This window comes from Fastidiosibacter lacustris (assembly GCF_003428155.1).
Classification (GTDB): domain Bacteria; phylum Pseudomonadota; class Gammaproteobacteria; order Francisellales; family Francisellaceae; genus Caedibacter; species Caedibacter lacustris.
Genome location: NZ_QLIR01000008.1, coordinates 26,857 through 48,051, shown reverse-complemented (window position 1 = coordinate 48,051; position 21,195 = coordinate 26,857). Strand labels below are relative to the sequence as shown.

Annotated in this window: 20 protein-coding genes; 12 read left to right on the top strand and 8 right to left on the bottom strand. The window is 35.7% G+C overall.

What is annotated here, in order from left to right:
• The first annotated feature begins 13 nt into the window (after nt 1-13).
• Both DNJ77_RS05310 and DNJ77_RS05305 read left to right on the top strand, forming a co-directional pair.
• Nucleotides 14-832: a cyanophycinase gene (locus tag DNJ77_RS05310; RefSeq protein WP_116963958.1), complete on the top strand. Its 819-nt coding sequence runs from the start codon at nt 14-16 to the stop codon at nt 830-832.
• Complete coding sequence (locus DNJ77_RS05305) at nt 832-1,683, top strand: isoaspartyl peptidase/L-asparaginase (protein ID WP_116963957.1); 852 nt, start codon at nt 832-834, stop codon at nt 1,681-1,683. The genes DNJ77_RS05310 and DNJ77_RS05305 overlap by 1 nt, the downstream gene beginning before the upstream one ends.
• A gap of 18 nt (nt 1,684-1,701) precedes the next feature.
• On the opposite strand, the gene rsmB is transcribed toward DNJ77_RS05305, so the two are convergent.
• Nucleotides 1,702-2,985, bottom strand: coding sequence for a 16S rRNA (cytosine(967)-C(5))-methyltransferase RsmB (rsmB, locus tag DNJ77_RS05300; RefSeq protein ID WP_116963956.1), 1,284 nt, complete (start codon nt 2,983-2,985; stop codon nt 1,702-1,704).
• 14 nt (nt 2,986-2,999) lie between these two features.
• A complete protein-coding gene (locus DNJ77_RS05295) occupies nt 3,000-3,839 on the bottom strand; it encodes an inositol monophosphatase family protein (protein ID WP_116963955.1) in 840 nt (279 codons plus the stop codon).
• A 51-nt stretch (nt 3,840-3,890) separates the two neighbouring features.
• On the opposite strand from DNJ77_RS05295, the gene DNJ77_RS05290 reads away from it, so the two are divergent.
• The 4 genes from DNJ77_RS05290 to DNJ77_RS05275 all read left to right on the top strand — a co-directional run bounded on the left by DNJ77_RS05290 (nt 3,891) and on the right by DNJ77_RS05275 (nt 8,449).
• Nucleotides 3,891-4,631 carry an RNA methyltransferase gene (locus tag DNJ77_RS05290; RefSeq protein WP_204723368.1) on the top strand — a complete coding sequence of 247 codons (741 nt, stop codon included), beginning with the start codon at nt 3,891-3,893 and terminating at the stop codon, nt 4,629-4,631.
• On the top strand, nt 4,628-5,200 hold the full coding sequence (gene rnhB / locus DNJ77_RS05285) for a ribonuclease HII (protein ID WP_116963953.1): 573 nt from the start codon (nt 4,628-4,630) through the stop codon (nt 5,198-5,200). Before DNJ77_RS05290 ends, rnhB begins: the two co-directional genes overlap by 4 nt.
• A gap of 239 nt (nt 5,201-5,439) precedes the next feature.
• Nucleotides 5,440-6,483: a glutathione synthase gene (gene gshB, locus DNJ77_RS05280; RefSeq protein ID WP_116963952.1), complete on the top strand. Its 1,044-nt coding sequence runs from the start codon at nt 5,440-5,442 to the stop codon at nt 6,481-6,483.
• Nucleotides 6,461-8,449: a flavohemoglobin expression-modulating QEGLA motif protein gene (locus DNJ77_RS05275; protein ID WP_116963951.1), complete on the top strand. Its 1,989-nt coding sequence runs from the start codon at nt 6,461-6,463 to the stop codon at nt 8,447-8,449. Before gshB ends, DNJ77_RS05275 begins: the two co-directional genes overlap by 23 nt.
• A 98-nt stretch (nt 8,450-8,547) precedes the next feature.
• Here the strand turns inward: DNJ77_RS05275 and DNJ77_RS05270 are convergent, their stop codons facing one another.
• Genes DNJ77_RS05270 through mutM form a run of 3 tightly spaced genes read right to left on the bottom strand, consistent with a single transcriptional unit; the run spans nt 8,548 to nt 10,379 of the window.
• On the bottom strand, nt 8,548-9,318 hold the full coding sequence (locus tag DNJ77_RS05270; protein WP_116963950.1) for an HAD-IIB family hydrolase: 771 nt from the start codon (nt 9,316-9,318) through the stop codon (nt 8,548-8,550).
• 4 nt (nt 9,319-9,322) lie between these two features.
• Nucleotides 9,323-9,538, bottom strand: coding sequence for a hypothetical protein (locus DNJ77_RS05265; protein ID WP_116963949.1), 216 nt, complete (start codon nt 9,536-9,538; stop codon nt 9,323-9,325).
• A 22-nt stretch (nt 9,539-9,560) separates the two neighbouring features.
• A complete protein-coding gene (mutM, locus tag DNJ77_RS05260; protein WP_116963988.1) occupies nt 9,561-10,379 on the bottom strand; it encodes a bifunctional DNA-formamidopyrimidine glycosylase/DNA-(apurinic or apyrimidinic site) lyase in 819 nt (272 codons plus the stop codon).
• 145 nt (nt 10,380-10,524) lie between these two features.
• Between mutM and DNJ77_RS05255 the strand changes: the two genes are divergently transcribed.
• Nucleotides 10,525-11,697 (top strand): class I SAM-dependent rRNA methyltransferase, encoded by a 1,173-nt coding sequence (locus tag DNJ77_RS05255; RefSeq protein WP_116963948.1) that lies wholly within the window; start codon nt 10,525-10,527, stop codon nt 11,695-11,697.
• Between the two features lie 64 nt (nt 11,698-11,761).
• Here DNJ77_RS05255 and bioA read toward each other — a convergent pair whose 3' ends face one another.
• The gene (gene bioA / locus DNJ77_RS05250; protein ID WP_116963947.1) at nt 11,762-13,051 is read right to left on the bottom strand and encodes an adenosylmethionine--8-amino-7-oxononanoate transaminase; all 1,290 of its coding nucleotides are present in this window, start codon (nt 13,049-13,051) and stop codon (nt 11,762-11,764) included.
• Between the two features lie 95 nt (nt 13,052-13,146).
• Between bioA and bioB the strand changes: the two genes are divergently transcribed.
• Genes bioB through bioD form a run of 5 tightly spaced genes read left to right on the top strand, consistent with a single transcriptional unit; the run spans nt 13,147 to nt 17,349 of the window.
• On the top strand, nt 13,147-14,139 hold the full coding sequence (gene bioB / locus DNJ77_RS05245) for a biotin synthase BioB (protein WP_420810616.1): 993 nt from the start codon (nt 13,147-13,149) through the stop codon (nt 14,137-14,139).
• Nucleotides 14,123-15,274 (top strand): aminotransferase class I/II-fold pyridoxal phosphate-dependent enzyme, encoded by a 1,152-nt coding sequence (locus DNJ77_RS05240; RefSeq protein WP_116963945.1) that lies wholly within the window; start codon nt 14,123-14,125, stop codon nt 15,272-15,274. Before bioB ends, DNJ77_RS05240 begins: the two co-directional genes overlap by 17 nt.
• Nucleotides 15,275-15,276: 2 nt before the next feature.
• The gene (locus DNJ77_RS05235; protein ID WP_116963944.1) at nt 15,277-15,942 is read left to right on the top strand and encodes a hypothetical protein; all 666 of its coding nucleotides are present in this window, start codon (nt 15,277-15,279) and stop codon (nt 15,940-15,942) included.
• Complete coding sequence (locus DNJ77_RS05230) at nt 15,935-16,696, top strand: methyltransferase domain-containing protein (RefSeq protein WP_157966605.1); 762 nt, start codon at nt 15,935-15,937, stop codon at nt 16,694-16,696. The genes DNJ77_RS05235 and DNJ77_RS05230 overlap by 8 nt, the downstream gene beginning before the upstream one ends.
• Nucleotides 16,693-17,349, top strand: a complete 657-nt coding sequence (bioD, locus tag DNJ77_RS05225) for a dethiobiotin synthase (RefSeq protein ID WP_157966604.1) — start codon at nt 16,693-16,695, stop codon at nt 17,347-17,349. The genes DNJ77_RS05230 and bioD overlap by 4 nt, the downstream gene beginning before the upstream one ends.
• Nucleotides 17,350-17,407: 58 nt before the next feature.
• On the opposite strand, the gene glnE is transcribed toward bioD, so the two are convergent.
• Nucleotides 17,408-20,137: a bifunctional [glutamate--ammonia ligase]-adenylyl-L-tyrosine phosphorylase/[glutamate--ammonia-ligase] adenylyltransferase gene (gene glnE / locus DNJ77_RS05220; RefSeq protein WP_116963941.1), complete on the bottom strand. Its 2,730-nt coding sequence runs from the start codon at nt 20,135-20,137 to the stop codon at nt 17,408-17,410.
• A gap of 178 nt (nt 20,138-20,315) precedes the next feature.
• Entirely contained in the window at nt 20,316-20,960 is a 645-nt protein-coding gene (locus DNJ77_RS05215) for an outer membrane beta-barrel protein (protein ID WP_116963940.1), read from the bottom strand.
• Nucleotides 20,961-21,195 lie beyond the last annotated feature (235 nt).

Genomic DNA, 21,195 nt, shown 5'->3' with positions numbered 1-21,195 from the left:
AGGAGGTATAAAGGTGCCAGCACCGACAGTTTCAGGTATTCATAGAGGTTATATTATTCCAATTGGTGGTCGAGAAGATAAATTTACTTCTTCTAAAGTGCTGACAAGGTTTATTGAGTTAAGTGGTGGTGAAGATGCGTATATTGTGATTATCCCAACAGCATCTAAGTTACTAGATACTGGGAGTGAATACGTTAAAATTTTTAATAACCTTGGGGTTAAAAATGCAATCAGTTTAGAAATTCAAAATCGTGCAGATACTTATAAAGAAGCGTATTTGGCTCATTTTGAAAAAGCAACAGGCATTTTTATGACAGGTGGTAATCAGCTCTTGTTATCTACGATTTTGGGTGGGACTAAAGTGGCGCAATTGATTCGTCGATGTAATGCCAAAGGAGTTCATGTTGCAGGCACCTCAGCAGGAGCGGCGTTTATTTCTGAGCATATGATTGTAGGAGGGGCAAATGGATTTATGCCACGTTATAATATGGTTAATATGGCACCAGGGCTAGGATTGACCAATAAGATTTTAGTAGATCAACACTTCTCACAACGTGATCGGTTAGGGCGTTTATTAACAGCGCTTTCCTATAATCCATTTGTGACCGGTGTTGGCATCGATGAGGATACAGGTGCGTTTTTGGCACATGATGGTGTGATTGAAGTTGTTGGTAGTGGGGCATTGACCATTATTGATATGTCCCATATTGAACACTCTTCTATGCCAGATGCACGTGATAATGATCCAATTAGTTTAGTTGGCATCCGCATGCACTTACTATTAGAAGGCAGTAAGTATGATGCCAACGTACATGAAGTAAGGGTGATATGATGCAAAGAATCATTATTCATGGAGGCTGTGGCGCAAGAGAAGATTACAACACAAGGTTTCAAGATTACCACAATCATTTATTAACAATTATCAAACAAGCCTATTCATTTTTACAAAAAAGTGATGATGCATTAAAAACTGCGGTATTTACAGCAAAGTGTTTAGAAGATGTTCCCATTTTCAATGCAGGAACTGGTTCAAGGTTACAGCAAGATGGTCAAGTGCGCATGTCAGCTTCGATTATGGATAGCTGCTTAGGCAAATTTGCAGCAGTCATCAATATTCAAGATATTCAATATCCAAGTGAAGTAGCAGCATCACTTTTGACTCATCAGCATAGTATTCTAGCAGCAAATGAAGCAACATATTATGCACGCCATCGTTTAAAAATGCCCAAGTATAATCCAATTACTGAGCATCGTTACCAAGAATATCTTGAGCTTAAAAAAGGATTAACTGGCACGATTGGTGTGGTGGTGCTTGATCATTCGAATAATATTGTTGCCTTAACTTCCACAGGAGGGGCTGGTTTTGAAGTTCCAGGGCGTGTTGGTGATAGCCCAACGATAGCAGGTAATTATGCTTCAAAAATAATGGGCATATCTTGTACAGGGATTGGTGAGCAAATCATCAATGAAGCGGTTGCTGCTAAAGTACATACCCGTGTAAGAGATGGGATGAGCTTGCAACAGGCAGTCGATAAAAGCATTAAGGAAAGTGATGCACTTGATGATTATGTTGGATTAATTGCACTGGATAATAAAGGGAATTTTGCAACAGGCTCAACTTCAGTTGCACAAACGCTGTACGCCTATCATGATAGTAGGTGTGCTTGTACTTTTTATCAATAGGGGACAAGACGTTAGCTTTCACTTTTTTTGTATTAAACAATAATAAAATCCATCTCCCGCTCGTGTTTTTGGGAAGAGTTGATAACCATGTTGTTGCTTTGCCTTAAAATTTAAAATTGGAATATCTAATATATAGGCATCTAAATGATTTTGTAAAAAGCTATTGATTTGTTTATCATTTTCTTCAGGTAAAATAGAGCAGGTTGCATAAAGCATAAGCCCATTGGGTTTTAAGTATTGCCATAGGTTATTTAAAATCGCTTTTTGTGTTTCAACGATGCTTTTGACTTCTTCTGGTGTACGTAAAACCTTAATATCAGGATGGCGACGAATAACACCTGTGGCACTGCATGGTGCGTCAATAAGTATCTTATCAAATTGCGAGTTTTGAGGGAGGGCTTGTGTTGCATTATGTAGTAGAAAGGTGATATTTAACTTCAGCTGTTGCAAGCGTTTAATATTTTCTTTTATACGTGGAAAGCGCTTTTGATTATTATCCATAATGGTCAGTTGGATATCTGGACAATATTCAAGTAGATGAGTGCTTTTCCCGCCAGGAGCTGCACAAGCATCCAATACTTTTTCATTTGGTTTGGGTTGTAGGATATGTGCGGCATATTGTGCTGATAAATCTTGAACGGTATAAAACCCTTCATCAAATAACGGTAATTCGTCTATATTACAGGCTTGTTGTAGATAAATACAATAAGGTAGATCGGTGATATGATATTCAATGCCTTGTTGTTTCAATGTGGTTAATAATTCTGTTTGGTTTTTTTGTTGATTTAGACGTAAAAACATAGGTGCTTGCTTATTACTCTCGTCAATAAGACATTTTATATCATAAGGGTAGTGTTTTTTAAGTTTCCCATATAACCAATCAGGGATCTCAGGAAAACCTATCATAGGTGGTAGAACTGTTGAATCAAGTGCAACCTTACGTAAAAGAGCATTGATAAAGCCTTTAGCGTTTTCAAGATTTAATTCTTGGCAAGCCTCAACCGTCTCATGAATAAGTGCATGTTTGGCTTTATTCATAAACAAAAGTTGATATAAGCCGACCATGCTAATTAAGCGTATTTTAGCTTTTGTTTTACTTTTTGCTAATCGATCAACACAAGCATCTAGGTAAAAGAAATGACGAAAAACGCCATAGCATAAAACATAAACTAAGCGTGTATTTTGTCGGTCTAGATTGTAAGCTTTAAGCAGTTGATCAAGATGAATAAGTGATTCTTTATGTTGTACGATTTGGTGAATAATATGACAGGCAATAGCACGCGGATTGTTAAGGGCTAACATATGAGTGAATGTCTTTAGGCTTCGCTATTAGCAGGCATTAAATGTGGCGCTAAGAATTTTGTCAATTTGGAGACAATTCGTGGATTTCCTGCAATTAAGCGACCATCATCTAAGAAGTTTACCCCACCATCTAAACCACAAAGCATTCCACCTGCTTCTTTGATAATTAAAGCTGCACCTGCTGTATCCCAGATCTTGGCATCACGTGAAGTCCAAACGGCATCTAAGTAGCCAGCTGCAACATAGCACATGTCAAGGGCAAGAGAGCCAGAATAACGAAGTCCTGAAATTTCTTTATGTAAATCTAATACTGCCTCAGGATAGCTAGGTGCGAACACTTTTTTACTAAACTTCAATGCACCTGAGAACAAGCAACCAGTGAAGTCTTTACGATTAGCAACTCGGATACGCTGACCGTTTAATTGTGCGCCAGAGCCTTTTGTTGCAGTAAACAGTTGATCCAAATAAGGATTGTAAACAACTGCAAGCTCAGTTTTGCCACGAAACTGCATGGCGATTGATACGCAATGGTGTGGGATCCGATGTATAAAGTTGTTGGTGCCATCAATTGGGTCAATAATCCACGTGTGATCGCTGTTTTTTTTCCCAAATTCTCCTGATTCTTCAGTAATGTAATATTGATCAGGAAAAGCTCTTTGCAAAATATCAACAATGGCTTTTTCTACTTCAACGTCGACATTAGTAACATAGTTGTTATGTGATTTAGTTTGTATTTGAACATTTTGCATATTTTCACTGGCATTTAGAATCATGCGACCTGCTTTGCGCGCAGCTTTTACTGCAACATTCATCATTGGATGCATTGGCAATACCTTTTGGTTTTTTGCTCTCATAAAAAATTAGTTGTGTATAATAGCTTATTTATGAATAAGGTGATAGGTTCAATTTTAAAGATGTTGAATAAAATACGGATTGTATTAATTGAGACCTCACATACTGGCAATATTGGTAGTAGTGCGCGAGCAATGTTGAATATGCAAATTAATGAACTTTATTTAGTTAAGCCAAAATATTTGCCAGATGAACAGGCATTGGCAAGTGCAGCACACGCAATGGATGTGGTTAACAATGCCAAAATTGTATCAACACTTATCGAAGCATTAGATGGAGTGGATTTAGTAATTGGTACCAGTGCCAGGACAAGACGTATGGATCTGCCAATGTTAAGCGCACAAGATGCCAGCAAAGAAGCACTCAGCTATGCCAAAAAAGGATTAAATGTAGCAATTTTATTTGGGCGAGAACGCACAGGACTTTTTAATAATGAATTATTGATGTGTCATTTGCATGCCTATATTCCCAGTAATGAACACTATACTTCGCTTAACCTGGCTCAAGCAGTACAAATTATTTGTTATGAATTGCATAAACAGTTTAAAGAACAGGATGAGGCACAACTTTTACCAAAGCAAAGTCACATTCAAGATAAAGCTTCCATAAAAGACGTACAAGCATTTTATACCCAGTTGGAGCAAAAGCTGATTGAAGTGGGATTTTTAAATCCAGACAAACCAGGACAAGTTGTTGATAGGTTAAAGCGCTTATTTCAACGTGCGCAGTTAGAGTCACAAGAAATCAAAATATTACGTGGGTTCTTGAGTCAAATTAAAGGGGGAAAAAAATGATCATCGTTGGTGTGGATGAAGCAGGTCGAGGTCCATTAGTTGGTTCGGTGGTGGCAGCTGCTGTAATATTAGATGAAAAAAGACCTATTCTTGGTTTGACAGATTCTAAGCAATTAACAGAAAAAAAGCGTAAAGCTTTATATGAAGAAATCATGACAAATGCAAAAGCCTATGCTATTGCTGAGTGTACCGCCAGCGAGATAGATAAGCTTAATATCTTACAAGCAAGTTTATTGGCGATGCATCGTGCGGTAGCAAAAATCGAAACAGATTTTCATAGAGTACTAGTGGATGGCAATCATTTACCCATTTGGTCGTTTGAGTCAGAGGCGATTGTCAAAGGAGATAGTAAAATTCAAGCAATCAGTGCTGCATCAATTTTGGCTAAGGTTTATCGTGACCAACAAATGATTGCGCTTGATCAACATTATCCTATGTATCAATTTGCTAAGCATAAGGGATATCCAACCAAGTTACATATGGAAATGCTCCAAAAGTATGGTGTGCTTTCTGAACATCGTAAAAGCTTCTCTCCTGTAGCAAAGCTAATGATAGGTCAAAGTAATTGATCTATGATATGCATTACAGTTTACAGATATATGCATTACAGTTTACAGATATAAGTTAGGTGACCAGAGAATAGAGTATTAATCTACCTGCCAAAATGGAAATCGAAGTTTAATCAATTGATGCTTACGCTTTACCAACTTAATGATAAAGGACTAATGACAGATTTTATGTTTGATTGTTTAGATCAGTGGTTAATAGAAATCATGAGCGAAAAAGAATAAAAATCAGGACACTAAAAATGAGAATATGTTTTATTATGTACCCTTGGGAGCGTGTTGAGGCTCAAATGGATTCAACTTTACGCTTGATTCATGAGTGTGTCAAAAGAGGGCACATGGTTGCATTGACAACTCCAAATAACCTTACAATTCGTAATAGCGTTGCTCAAGCCTACGTTGACGTTTTTACTAAAGAAACAAAGGTAACTAATAATTTTGTTTCCTTTTATAAAAACGCCAAATTTAAGCGCTGCCAATTGCCATTGTCAGGGTTTGATATGATTTTTATGCGCGATAATCCACCGCTGGACACTTTGGCTTTAAACTTCTTAGATTCGGTAGACTCACATACTTTTATCATGAATAGCCTAAATGGCTTAAGGATTGCTAATAACAAGCTTTATACATCATCCTTCAACGATCACGAAAACCGTTTTATTCCAGTGACACACGCTTCAAAAAACCGTGAGTATTTACAGCGTGTTTTAGCAGAGTCTCCTGGAGATAGAATGATTTTAAAACCTCTAAATGGTTTTGGTGGTGAAGGTGTGATCATCGTTGAGAAAAAAGCAGCATCTAACTTTAGATCATTGTTAGATTTTTATATAGGGAATAAAAATTCAAAAGGCAATTACGTTATTTTGCAAGAGTATGTAGAAGGAGCAGATCAAGGTGATGTGCGTATTTTGATGTTAAATGGTGAACCAATTGGTGCGATGCGGCGTATTCCCGCAAAAGGTGATATTCGCTCTAATGTCCATGCAGGTGGCTATGTTAAAAAGCATGTGCTAAGCAAAGACGAAAAAACGTTATGCAAATTTATTGGTCCTAAGCTTGTGGAAGATGGCTTATATTTTGTTGGTATTGATGTCATCAATGGTAAGCTTATTGAAGTTAATGTTCAAAGCCCAGGTGGAATTTCAAGGATTAATACGTTAAACAAAGTAAAACTACAAGAAAAAGTGATCGATTTTATAGAAAATATTGTTATTACACGTAGAAACTTAATTGAGCATAAGAAATTATTAACTAAGGTAATCGATGATGCAAACTCTATCAACTAAAGAGATTGTGGCTAAAATCAAAGCGCATGAATGTTTTAAAGCAAAAGTTGATCATGGTGGGTTTAGTATTGCAATTTGCAATTATGTGCCATTCGTTGCCACCGCCATTCATGCAGGAGAGCATTTAGATAAAACTTTAGAACAGAATTGTGCATTATCTAAAGTCGAGCGCTACTACGAGGAAGACCCTTTTACAGATTATTTTATTAGCGATTTACCCATTACATTGATTGGTCATGATTCTCGCTATGCTTATGATTTAAATCGTATCCCAGGGTCATGTATTTATGAGCGTGCTTGGGAAAAAGCTGTGTGGAAAAGACCATTAACAAACAAAGTGATCACTAAACTTCAAACACAACATCAAAGCTATTATCAAGTTTTAAATGCGCTTGTCGAAACCTTAGAACAGCAGTATAAAAAATGCTGTGTGTTTGATGTGCATAGCTACAATTATCAACGGATTTGTGACACGCTTTCGCCTGTATTTAATATTGGTACGCATTTTATTAATAAGGGTAAATGGCAAAAATGTTTAACTCAGTTTAATCAGCTGCTTATTTCAGAAATGAATATTCATAATATCGATGTTAATGTTGAGTGCGATTTAGTGTTTTATGGGCGTGGTTATCAAGCACAGTTTATTCGTGAACATTTTAGTGACACTTTACTGATTCCATTAGAGATTAAAAAAGTTTATATGGATGAGCTTACAGGTGAACCTTCCCCACTTATGATTGAGGCAATTGCTCAAGGTTTGCAAAGCGTTATTTATAGGTTTATAAGTACATTTAAGCAGGTAAAACTTAAAGCTAAAAGACAGCAAAGCATCGTCGATAAAACATTATTAGAGTTTGATCGCTGCTTGTTTCAGTTATCGCGTAAAATTGATATATTAAATTATGTCAATCCCATTAATTTTCATGCTGAAGAGAAGAAGTTTTTTCAAAAGCGTGGCAACTATGAACCTAAATTTCGTTATCGTCAACTTAAAATTAATCCGTTTGAATTTAGGGAAAAGCTTTATCATTTACCAATTAATCGAGTCAGCTCGCCTACATTAAGGCAGCTTTACACTGAAGTAATTGATGCGCTTGCGCTAGATATGGATCTATTAACGAGTATCAGTAAGGATGAGTTTTTTTATAACAGCCTGCGTATTTATGGCGAACCCAGCAATCGTGATATTGCCAATGCAACCTTCTTATTACATGCCCCTGATATAGAAGACAAAACGAAACAGCCAACGCTTGCAGGTGATTCCATCATTCAATTGTTTCAAGAAGTCATACATCAATATGGTATTGATTTTACGGTTAAATTAAGTGATCAAATGATTGCTAAGGCAATGGTGGATAATAATAAGCGTGAAGTGGTGATTAATAAAAATGCAAATTTTACTGACAAAGAGTTGCAAGCACTTATTCACCACGAAGTAGGAGTCCATGCCTTAACTACTATTAATTCTGAAGCTCAACCTTTATCATTGTTGCGCTTGGGTCTACCAAATAATACTCACACTCAGGAAGGCTTGGCAATATTCAGCGAGTACCTTTCTGGAAATTTAACCATTAAGCGTCTACATGAATTAGCATTACGGGTGATTGCTGTAGAACATATGATTAAGCATATGGAGTTTGCCAAGACTTATCATTACATGCGCTCTATCTGTGCTTTGGAAGCACATGCTTGTTTTTGCCTAGTAGCGCGAGTCTATCGAGGAGGGGGCTTTAGCAAAGACTTTTTGTATTTAAGTGGGTTACGCGAGGTCATTCAAGCTTATCATACAGTGGATATCAGTCTTTTATTTACGGGTAAAACTTCACTTAAGCATTTAGATAGCTTAAAGAAAATTCAACAAGAAGGTTATTTGATGAAGCCTAAGTTGATTCCACTTAGCTTTCAATCACCAATGATCAAAGAAGATGATGCTATTATTCGTTACTTAATGCAGTCGATTAAATAGTTGTCCCTGAAAAACAACACAAACAGTTTAATATTCCAACATAGATATTTTGTTTGAAGAAATGACATAATTACCAAAAACTTTCCTAAGCACCCTGCTTATATTTGTGACAAGCATTTTGTTCTTAGAGCGTTTGACGATAAGTCTTTTATTACATTATGAACATGGTGAAAATCGGTATAAATTGAAGCTTTGTTGTAAGAACTTTTAGTGCCCACAAATACAGATATAAATGCGTTGTCTAACATTTCAAAATCATTCATATCATTACCGAAACATACAGAACGAGAAACGTCAATATTGCACTCTTCTAAAGCGACCAGCTTGTTATTTTTAGTTGGGGTGATATCAAAAAAACTCTCTTGAGTGTGATGATTTAAACTATACAATATATTCTGTTTATTTAGATATTTTATTAATTTGTTTTTAAACTTATTCTCTAAAATTAATAGCTTTGTTACCCCCTTACTTATCAATTTTTTCTCACTAAGTTCGTAATTACTTAATGACCTTATATAATCATGAAACATATGTTTTTTTTCTGATAAAGAAAAGAACCAATCACTATCAAGGACATAGGGCATATCATTGTTCTTAATAAACTCTATTACCCTTATTATCTGTTCTTTCTTAAAATAACGAGTTTTACCAAAACTACCATCTTTATAATGAATTCCGCCATTGCAGCCGATCAGCAAACTTTTATGTAATGAGCTATCAATTAAAGGCAACATATCCCGAATCGGTCTGGCAGATGCAAAAATGACATTTCTTGTTTTTGATAATTCCAATATCGCTTTTTCGATATTAGGATCAATATATCTTCCGTTGTTACATATTGTGCCATCAATATCAAACACAAAATTCATATCTTTATCCTATCATAAATTTTTTAATTTTCTGATAACCAATATTTTCTTCAAATTCTATATCCAACATAGACTTTCCCGTCAAAGCCTTATTATTTTTTATAAAGTCAATAAAATTTTCACCCAACTTATTTGTTATTTTTGAGCCTGGGCAAAAATAATTATCAACTCCAAATGAGAAGTGTTTTACTTTTAAATTATCTGTATTGGCAAAGTTCACGTTAATGAAGCAAGATGTTTACTTATCTTTGGCAGTTTGGACAATAAAAAGTTGTACGTTGAGCCAGTGTTATTGCTTTAATTGCAGTGTGGCAAATTACACAAGGTTTGTCTTTTTGACCATAGACTTTTAGTTTTTGTGCAAAATAGCCAGGTTTGCCTGTTGCATTTTTATAATCCTTTAAGGTTGTACCACCTTGAGTGATCGCATCCGCCAAGGTGGTTTTTATTGCATTAATCAATTGATGGTGCTCTTTTATTGTCAGTATATTACTGGCTTTTTGAGGATGAAGCTGTGCTAAGAATAAGCTTTCACAGGCGTAAATATTACCAATACCAACCACGATTTTATTATCCATAATTGAAGATTTTATCGGTTGTTTGCGCGATTTTAATGCGTTGACAAGATACTTTGGAGTAAATACATCACTCAGTGGTTCTAAGCCATAATGATTAAAACATCTATGCTGAAGTGGATCATCGCTTGTGATATGCCAATAACCAAATCTCCTAGGGTCGTGATAAAAAAGGGTAGTATTATCGTTAAGTTTCAGCACGATATGGTTATGTTTTTGAAGCTTATAGCAATCTGTATCAACAATTTGCAATGAGCCAGACATCCCCAGATGAATAATAAGCGTATAATTAGCTAACTTGACAATTAAATGCTTACCACGGCGCTCAAAGTTAAGAATCACTTGACCTTTTAGCTTTTGACAGAGTGTAGGATCAAGTGGATAACGCAACTTTTGACAATAGATACCAGCCTCAACAATGGTTTTATTGATGCAGTATTGGTTTAAGCCATTTTTGATGGTTTCAACTTCGGGTAGCTCTGGCATAATGAAATATTTAAAGTAAATAAAAATAAATGCTAATGGCTTTTTCGCTAAATGGAAAGGAGGATCAAAGTCAAAAAAGCTGTAAAGTGGTTTGTGATGAGTATACAATAAGCACGCAATTTTTTGTAAAAAGATAAAAATCAATATGCAGTTAACTGAAATTACCTTAGTAAAGAAGATCAAAAACTATCATGTACGTAGCATTTTTTACAGCAATGAGATTGAGCATTTAGATCAATCAAAATTAAATGCCCAAGGCTGTAGTTTAGTGCAATGTAAACAAAGACTTGCCTTATACAGTAAGCATCAATTGATGGCAGTGAGAGTGTCAGCGTTAAGTATAGAAGAGATTGTAATACACGGATTAGAAAAAGTTATTATTGAATTTCTCGAGCATCTATATCAAGAGAAAGAAGTGTTTAAATTTGTCCAATGCCAAGAAGCTTTTCGCTTATGTCACGGCGATCATGATGGTTTACCTGGTATTACGATTGACTGCTATGGTGCAGTCAACGTTGTGCAGTCTAGCGCTGCAAGTGCAGATTTATTAATGCCTTTTGTTATTAAAGCACTTAGTCAGTTAATGCCAGCAGTTGCTGTTTTTGAGCGCAGCACTGGTCAAGTACGTGAGCAAGAAGGTTTGCAAAGTATTGTACAATGGCAGTATTTACAAGCTGAATCAATACAAACAACTAAACTTGCTGGTAATAACTTGAGCTTTGATTTAGTGCATGGACAGAAAACGGGTCTATTTATCGACCAAAGATGTAACTTAATTGCTTTTCAAGACTATCTCACCGAGCAGCTGTCATCAATGCTAGATGTTTGTTGCTATATGGGTGCATGGAGTGTTACAGCTTCACAACAGTTAAAAGTTTTTACCTTGATTGATCAAAGCGAAAAAGCACTTAATATGGCAAAACACAACATTGAGCAAGCAGCAAGTGGTAAAGTCATTACTTTATTGCATGGTGATATGTTTGAAGCACTTAAATCATTGACTACCATGAATAGGTACTATGATGTTGTGGTTGCTGACCCGCCTGCTTTTGCTAAATCTAAAAAGCATTTAGCAGAGGCGATACGTGCATATCAGCGACTGTATCGGTTGAGCTTAGCATGTCTCAATAAAGGGGGGTTGTTTATCGCGTGTAGTTGTAGTCGCCACTTAACAGAAGAGCTGTTTTTTGAAATCATTCAGTCGTTAGGTGTTAATATGATTTTACTCCATAAGGGCTACTCATCCCCTTGTCATACTCAGTCAGTGCAAGTCGACTACCATGATTATTTAAAGTGTTATATTTTTAAATTGCGATAGAAGTTCAATTGAGTGCGGCTTAGGCATGTCAAGCGCTGATCAAAAGGATAATTGTTAATAACGCTTAATCTAGCGTTAACAAGGCTTGTATTGTGATGTCTTTGAGCTGATTGAGCGTTTTAAGATCCGTATTTAAAGGCGGTAACCAATAAATCGTATTGCCCAATGGTCGAAGAAATGCTCCTAATTGCACAGCCTTTTGGTAGACTTGATAACCTTGGCGTGGATGAGATGGGTTTTTAATATCAGCAGCAACCACTGCACCTAAATGGTGAATGTTGTGCAAAGCTTGAGTTTTATCGGCCACTTCATATAAGTTACGAGCAAGTGTAGGTGCAAGTGTATGATTAACGTAATCTAAAATCTGTTCATTCTCAAATGTTTCTAAGGTTGCTAAGGCAACTGCACAAGCAAGCGTATTTCCACTATGGGTATGTGAGTGCATAAAAGCTTTTTGAGTTTTATAATCATCATAAAATAATGCATAAATAAAATCATGAGTTAGACAAACACTTAATGGTAGCATGCCAGAAGTGAGTCCTTTGGATAAGCAAATAAAATCAGCTGTTATGTTGGCATATTGACATGCTAACATTTTGCCTGTGCGACCGATGCCAGTCATGATTTCATCAGCAATAAGATAAACGTCATTTTCTTTGCACCACTGTGAGAGGTAAGATAAATAATCTTTGCTATAGATGAGCATTCCACCTGCGCCTTGAATTAAAGGTTCAATAATGATGGCATTAAGCTTATCTTTAATCATTTCTAGTTGTGTCTGTGTTTGAAACCAGTGTTCTTTAGCATCATGCCAAAGTATGTCTTTTTTACCACTAACGTAGGGTATAGCAGTTAAAAAAGTGCAATCAAATAATAAACTTTGGTATGGTTTTTTATATAAACCTGAGTCACTGACGCTTAACGTTGCACAAGTTTCACCGTGATAACTATTCCGCAACGCAGCAAATTGAGTCTTCTTTGTTTGACCACGTATTATTCTGGCATGAATACTCATTTTAAGAGCTATTTCCACTGCACAAGAACCATCACTGGCAAACAAGACTTTATCAGTTCGAGTAAGTGTGCAAAGCTTTTTTGTAAATTTTTCAATAGTTGGATTGGTGGTATTAGCTAGAATGGTATGCTCAAGTAAGTTCAATTGAGTGATTAAAGCTGCCTGGAGTTGTGGATGATTGTGTCCTAAAGACTTACACCACCAGCTGGAAATAGCATCGATAATTGGTTTATTATTGTGATAAACAAAGTTTCCTTTTGCTTGGGTAATATTAAGTGGGTTAAAGCTTTCATAGTCCTTCATTTGGGAGCAAGGGTGCCATAGATGAGTTGAGTACATTTGTAAACTTCTTTAAAAATAAAAGTTGACTGAGTTGAAAAGTATACGTAGATTGTTGGCGCATAGGAAGCAGTATTAGGAAAGCCATGCAAAATATAACGCTAGAATATGCCAAAACCTTGTATAGTAAGCCATTTAATGCACTTTTGTTTGAAGCTCAAACCGTGCACAGAATGCATTTTAGAGATGAAATGGAATTATGCACATTACTGAGTATTAAAACAGGTAGTTGCCCTGAAGATTGTAGATATTGCCCACAAAGCGCACATTATAACGTTGACATCAAAAAAGAAAAACTTATGGATGTTGAGCTTATTATCCCTCAAGTAGTAAAAGCAAAAGCATTGGGTGCCAAGCGTTTTTGTATGGGAGCAGCATGGCGTAACCCTCCACTAAAAGCGATGCCAAAACTCATAGAAATCATTCAAGCTGTTAAGGAGCAAGGCCTAGAAACCTGTATGACCTTAGGGATGTTGAGTAAAGAACAAGCTCAGATGTTAGCAGAGGCTGGCCTTGATTATTATAACCATAATTTGGATACATCAGAAAACTATTATAAATACATTATCACGACCAGAGATTATCAATCACGCTTGGATACATTGCAAAAGGTTGCAGAGGCAGGTATGAAAGTTTGCTGTGGTGGGATCCTTGGTATGGGTGAAAGCATAGAAGATCGATTGCAAATGTTAGTGACTTTGGCAAATCTTAAAACACCTCCTGCCAGTGTCCCTATTAATCAACTTATTCCTGTGCCTGGTACGCCACTTGGTGATAAACTGAATAAAATACAAGTCAAAACGTTTGACTTTGTACGTACAATTGCAGTGGCGAGAATTTTGCTCCCAACTTCAAAAATTCGTTTATCGGCTGGACGTTCACAGATGAGTGATGAAATGCAATCGTTAGCATTTTTAGCAGGAGCAAATTCGATTTTTTATGGTGATAAGTTATTAACTGCAACTAATCCAAGTGAAGAGCATGATCTGGCTTTATTAACAGAGTTGGGCTTTGAAATTGAGCAAACTACTGATAAACATTATGAATATATCAATGAAACAAGAGCAATAAATGAAGCTTGCCATTGATGTTATAGAAGAAATTAAGCTAAATGGGCTTTATCGCCAACGATTATTTTTAGAGCGAAAGGGAAAAGTTATTTTGCTTGAAGATAAAGGCTTAATTGATTTTAGTAGCAATGATTATTTAGGCTTGTCACAGCATCCATTAGTTAAAAAAGCTGCACAAAAAGCAATAGATGATTATGGCGTGGGTAGTACTTCTTCTGCAATTGTCTCAGGAACAACTCAATTAACGAAATCATTAGAAGAGGCTTTTGCTGAGTTTGTTGGTTATCCTTGTGCTTTACTGTTTAACTCAGGATATCATGCAAACCTTGCAGTTATGAATCTACTGGCAAAGCAAAAAAAAACAATCGTTACCGACAAACTTATTCATGCTTCTATCTTAGATGGTATTTTATTAAGTCAGACTAGATTTAAGCGTTATCCACATCAAGATATCGAAGCGTTACAGAGAATCTTAACTCAAGATAAAAGCATTCAATTTTGTGTAACAGAAGGTGTTTTTAGTATGGATGGTAATATTTCACCTTTATCTGCGATTAGAAAAAAAGCTTTACCAGTTGATAAAACACTTATCGTTGATGATGCGCACGGCTTTGGTGTATTGGGACAAAATGGTAGAGGATCGATTAATCATGCAGGTTTAACACATGAAGATATAGCACTAACAATTTTTCCTTGTGGTAAGTCGATGGGTGCAATGGGAGCAATTGTTTGTGCGGATTTAGATACGATAACGTTATTAATTCAAACAGCACGCAGTTATATCTTTAGTACAGCGTTAGCCGTTCCTATTGTAGGTGCACTCAATGCGGCGTTGTATGTACTTAAAAAAGCAGATGGTTTACGTAATAAATTATTTGAAAATATTGAATATTTTAACCATTATGCACAGTATTTGGATTTGAATGTTTACTCAACCGATGCGACACCTATTCGTAGCATTATTATTGGTGATAATGAACAAACTCAGCAGTTACAAGGGGCACTTAAAGAGCGTGGATTTTTAGTGTCTTGTATTCGTCCACCAACTGTGCCGCAAAAAACGGCAAGGTTACGCATATCATTAACGGCACTACATGATAAAAGCGATATTAAAGGGCTATTAGATGCTTTGCGTTTGTGTAGGAGTAAGTAATTTTGGATAAACAAAAATATATGAACGATAAAAAACACGTTTTCTTACCTGGTTGGGGCTTTAGCGCAAGCATATGGCAATACTTTTATCCAACATTAGTTCAGTCACAGTGTATTAACATGCCTGATTTTGATGTGGGAGATGAAAAAGAGGTGTTAGCAAAATTAGAAGAGAGTTTAGCAGGTGCTCATGTAATACATGCGTGGTCGCATAGTGGTTTGTGGCTATTAAAATTGTTAATGAAGAAAAGAATTCAACCACAAAAAATTTATTTTTATGGCTTACCCTTGGTTTGGCAGTTTCATGAGGATGCAAAAAAAGCAGCGTTTATACGTCAGTATCAGTTAAATCAAACTGCATTAGCAAATAAGTTTATTAAACTTATTTGTTTTCCAAATTTATTACAACAGATCGACTTTCCTTTAGATTTCACTCAGGATAATTATAAAAGTAACCTTAATTATCTAAGATGGATGTTTCGTTTTGATTTCGCTATCGAGCAAATACGGCTGATAGTAGCACAATACCAACACAAGATTTTATTAGCTGAGAAAGACGCTATTATCGACTCTAAAACCTTAGCGATGCAATTAGATGTTGTAATGATTAAAGGTGCAAGTCACCTTGATCTTTTACATTATGTGTGTGGAGATCGTTACATTGTATAAAGAAATAAGTCATTGTTTTAATCTTGCAAAATCAAGCTATCCACAACATGATAACGTGCAAAGACAAGTTACACTTACACTACAGCAACTGATGTACAATTATATGAAATATGCGCATTCTGTGCTTGAGCTTGGTTGTGGTAATGGCATAGATAGTTTTAAGCTTTTCAAAATACTAAATAGTAAACGTTACGATGCTATTGATTGTGCAGTTGAACTAATTACAGAGGCAAAGTGTATCAGTAAGTTGGATGCTCGTAATTTTGATAGATTAAACTTCTATTGCACAAATTTTGATTTAGATGAGATGTGGATGAAACTAGCAGGCAAGAAATATCATTTAATTTATAGTAATATGGCATTGCAATGGTCATGTGCGTTCTCGTTGCTGCTGTATCGCATCCAACAAACGTTGGAAGACAATGGTTATTTTTGCTTTTCTATTCCGTTAAAAGGGACATTTAACGAGCTTGAACAGGTGGTACGCATTAATCATTTTTATAACCATATACAAGTACTTAAAATGTTACAAAAAAATGGTTTGGTTGTAATAACAGCAAAATGTGAAAAATTCGTTGTTGCTTTTGATGATCGTATTTCTCAACTAAGGCATTTGAAGTATACAGGTGTGAATTGTTATTTAGGAGACTCTAAAGTGGAAACACTTAAGTTACGATGTTATTTACAGCAAGATGAATGTGCACAGCTAACTTATCTAACGGGATTATATATATTGAAAAAGAGAACAATATGAGTTTAGAGCTTTTGCTAACCTATAACAAAATTGGTGTTATTGGTACAGATACAGAGGTGGGGAAGACCTATGTTAGTATACATTTAATGACACAAATAAAGCAGATGGGGAAAAATGTTGCTGGATTAAAACCTATCGCATCTGGTGCTTTCTTGCAGGATGGAAAATGGGTTAATGGGGATGCGCTTTTGTTACAACAGACAGCATCCAAATCTTATGACTATGAATTAGTTAATCCAAATTTGTATAAGCCGCCAATTGCTCCACATATTGCAGCCAAGGATGTGAGCGATGAACTTAGTGTTGAGAAATTGATGATGCAGAGTTACGACGCATTTGGACAAATTGATGCTGACCTATTATTGATTGAAGGGGTGGGCGGTTTATTGACACCGTTGAACTTAAATCAAACCTGGGCAGATTATTTAAAAGCTTTAAATATTCCTGTAATACTAGTCGTAGGAATGAAGCTTGGATGTATAAATCATGCTTTATTAACTGACTATTATTTACGCCAAAATGAAATTCATTGCATTGGCTGGGTTGCTAATTGTATTCAAGCGGATATGCCAAGGTTACAAGAGAACATTGCCACTTTAACCTATATGCTAAGTGTGCCCAAAATTCTTACGGTTGATTTTCACATAAAATAAGGAGCTGTCGTAACAGCTTAAAAATTGATCTTTTGATCAAAGCAAATTGATTTCTTTATTAAAGTGCTTCTGTTATAAATAGTTCATCCCAGATGGCGTGTATTTGCTTTGCCTGTATTTGACAAGACTTAATTGTAACAATTGGATCGGTTTTATTGAGATAGCACTTAAATCCTAAATCGCGATAATAACAATAGTGATTAATTAAAGTCTGTGCAGTTGTCCATGAAATCATGTGTGCACTTTCCATAGTTTGAATAATGCGGATGCTATCACTGTAATAACAAATAGGAGGTATTTTGTGACTGTAAGCAAGTGCATAGAATTGTGCAATAAATTCAATATCGATCATACCACCAGTGCTTTGTTTTAAGTCAAATTGATTATCAGAAACTTTCAACAAGTGTTTACGCATTTTATGGCGCATATTGATAATATCTTGTTTGAGTTTTTGAATGTTGCGTTTTTGACAGATAGTTTGTGTGCGTATTATGTCAAATTTTTTTTGGATGACGATGTCACCACAAATAAAACGAGCACGTGTCAAAGCTTGATGCTCCCAAGTCCAGGCAGAGTTTTTGAGATATTGTTCATAACTTTGAATGCTAGTTGCAACAAAGCCATTTTCACCATCAGGACGCAAACGTAGGTCCACTTCATAAAGTGCTCCGTGATAGGTTTTAACTTGCATGAAATGAATAAATTTTTGGATGACGCGAACAAAAATTCGGGATGAGAGACTAGCATCTATTTTGTCATGAATAAATACAAGATCTAGATCAGAAGCAACGCTAAGCTCAAGTCCTCCAAGTTTACCATAGGCGATAATAGCTAATGAATGCTTGTAATGTGGCTGTAGATTAAAGGGTATGTCACTATGCATAAATACTTCGCGCCAAGCGCCATCAAGTGCAGCTTCGATAATAACCGTGGCAAGATAGCTAAATAAATCGCTAGACTCCATCAGTGAGATATGTCCACGTGATTCGCTAACGATAATATTGAAAATCTGTTCTACTTTAAATCGGCGCAAGCATTCTAAAAATGCTTCAATATCTTTTAAATGAATGTTCTGTAATTGGATATTGAGTTTATTGCGTAAGCTTTCTATATCCAAATAAACTTCATCATGGTGCTTGTGTGTTAGTGTGCGCTCTAATAAGAATGGATGTTCAATCAGCATGTCGATAATGCCTTGACCATAGCTTAATAACGCTAAAAAATCGCGGTATTGTTTTTGGCGCTCAGCAAGTAGAAATAAATAAGTTTGGCGTTTTGCTAAGTTACGTAAAAGCAAAAAAAGGTAAGCTAACAGATTTGGATATTCGTTTAGGGTTAATAAAAGTAAGTTTTTTATTGCAGGTTTAACTTTAATATTAAAATCATGCTGATCCAAAAAAACGTTAATTTCTTTGAGTGATTGAGTGTTTCCAGGATTTAACATATCTATAGTGAGGTTTAAGGCAGGAGAATTAAATTCAGAAGATTTAGTAGAATAGGGAGTTTGGGGTTTATTAAAGTTGGTTAAGTCGTCAAATAGCTGACTGACTTCTGCACGCACGTGCTCTATTTTGTTAGACAGTGGTTGCCAATCGGTATAACCGCTTAATGAAGCAATAGCTTGCTGAGCTTGAAGTAAAGTTGGCAAGGTATGAACTTGTTGATCGTCGAGCATCTGTAGACCGTTTTCAGTATTGCGTAAGAAAACATAGTGTCGATAGAGCGTATCTTGAACTTGAGGCGTTATAATATTGGCTTTTCCAAGATTTATAAGTGCCTGGTAAAGAGATTTTGTTTGTAAGGTTTTATTTTGACCACCATAAATGAGCTGAAAACATTGACAGATAAATTCAATTTCACGAATTCCTCCTCGACCAAGCTTGATGTTGTTAGAGAGTGTACTTTGTTTCATTTCGGTTAAAATTTTATGTTTCATTTCTCTAATTGAGTCAAGCATCCGATAGTCGTGATAATGGCGATAGACAAATTGAGTAATTTCATAAGTAAGCCTTGATTTAAATGGCTCTTTAGGGTAGATGATATCTGATTTGATATAAGCATAACGCTCCCAATCACGTGCGTGATGAATAAGATATTGCTTGAAACTATCAAAATCAGATGCTAAAGGTGAACCGTCTCCAAATGGACGTAAGCGCATATCTACGCGATAGACAAAACCATCAACACTAACTTCATTAATAAGTGTAATAAGCTTTTGGCTAAGCTCGGTATAAAAGCGCAGGGGGCTATATTCGCTATCAGATTCACGTATCAAACTTATATTATTAGGATAAACAAATACTAAATCGATGTCAGATGAAAAATTCAGCTCATTGCCTCCTAATTTCCCCATAGCAATAATAGCAAGGTCAGGAGGTGTTGTTTTAAGTTTGTGTTTAATCGCTAAGGTTTGTAACAAATATTGCTGTGCATACAACAAAATAACTTTAGCGGTAAAAGAAATGATTTCGGCAATATATTCAAAATGAGCAAGCTTGTGTTGATGTTGAAAAATTATTTTAGCGTGTAGCTTCTGTCTAAAAATGCGAAGCGCTTTGCCAAGTTCGTATAAATCACTTTGATAGGTGCTAAATAATACTTTAACTTGTTGATTAATGTCAGTAATCTGTTCTTTAGCATACCAATTGATATTTTTTAAAAGCTCAGGATGTTGGTTCACTATCCGTGCCAAGAAAGTACTCGTTTCAAAGCTCACAAAAAGTTGTTTGATTAAAGTCTTATCAAGTGAGTTTAGGTGAAAAAATTCGCAAAATTCAGTCAGTTGCATTTAGATTTGATTTATATTTTTTATAGTGAAATAGTACCCTTTAGCTATGCTGATAGGCAATATTTTTAGTTGTACATGTATTGGTAAGACCAAGATAGAAAAACACTAAAGCGGATTAATAAACAAATCAGGCGCACAAGGCGCCTGACAAAAAATAAGAAACTAGTATGTAAAAAAATTACATAGGAAGAGTGTACGATAATCCTAGAGAAATAGTGCTGAGACCACCTTTTAATTTTGGTGTGGCGGAATCTTGTTGGTATTTTAGCCAGTTGTATTGGTATTGAGCAAAGATATTAGCTTGACCAATTTTATAACCAACACCAGCAGCAACCACTGGATCAAAACGATTGTCATTTATAGTTGTTTTAACGCCTGCGGCTTCTACTTTTACGCCAAGCTGATTATAAGCATAGCCAGCTTTACCAAATACATTTAGTCCATCTACTCCTGGAATATAGAATTTACCAACTAAGAATAACGGAATACTTAATAAATTAGCTTTTCCGCTTACATTAGCTAGTGAGTATTTAGCAAATTGATTAGCATATTGCACACCAACTTCAGCACCAAGGCTAAACATTGGGCTAATAGCATAATCAAAGCCAGCAAATAAACCACCAGCAATATTACCGTTTTTATTATTAGCGCCAGAGTTTGGACCAAAATAATTTTGATTATTACCTATATTTTTAAAATCACCAGATGGCATTGTGTAACCAAGGTTACCACCCATAACCATACCTGTTTGAGCATTGGCTGCAAATGCAGAACCACTGATAAGTGCCGCAGCTACGATGCTTGTTGCGATTATTTTCTTCATATATACTCTCCTGTTTTTGTTTGAAAAAGCTTCAAAAGTAACTTAAACGCAATTACCAGCCAAAGCCTAATGAAATCGGGGTAGAAAAGCAAGTTTGATCATTGTTTTTTTTGAAAAAAAACACAAAAAAGTTAATTTTTTGCCTTTTTGTAACTTCTGCGTGCAAATTAGACAGTAATAGTGGTTTTAATTTTTGCTAAAGCGTTTATTGGAAGTAAATCAATAATGTTATGAA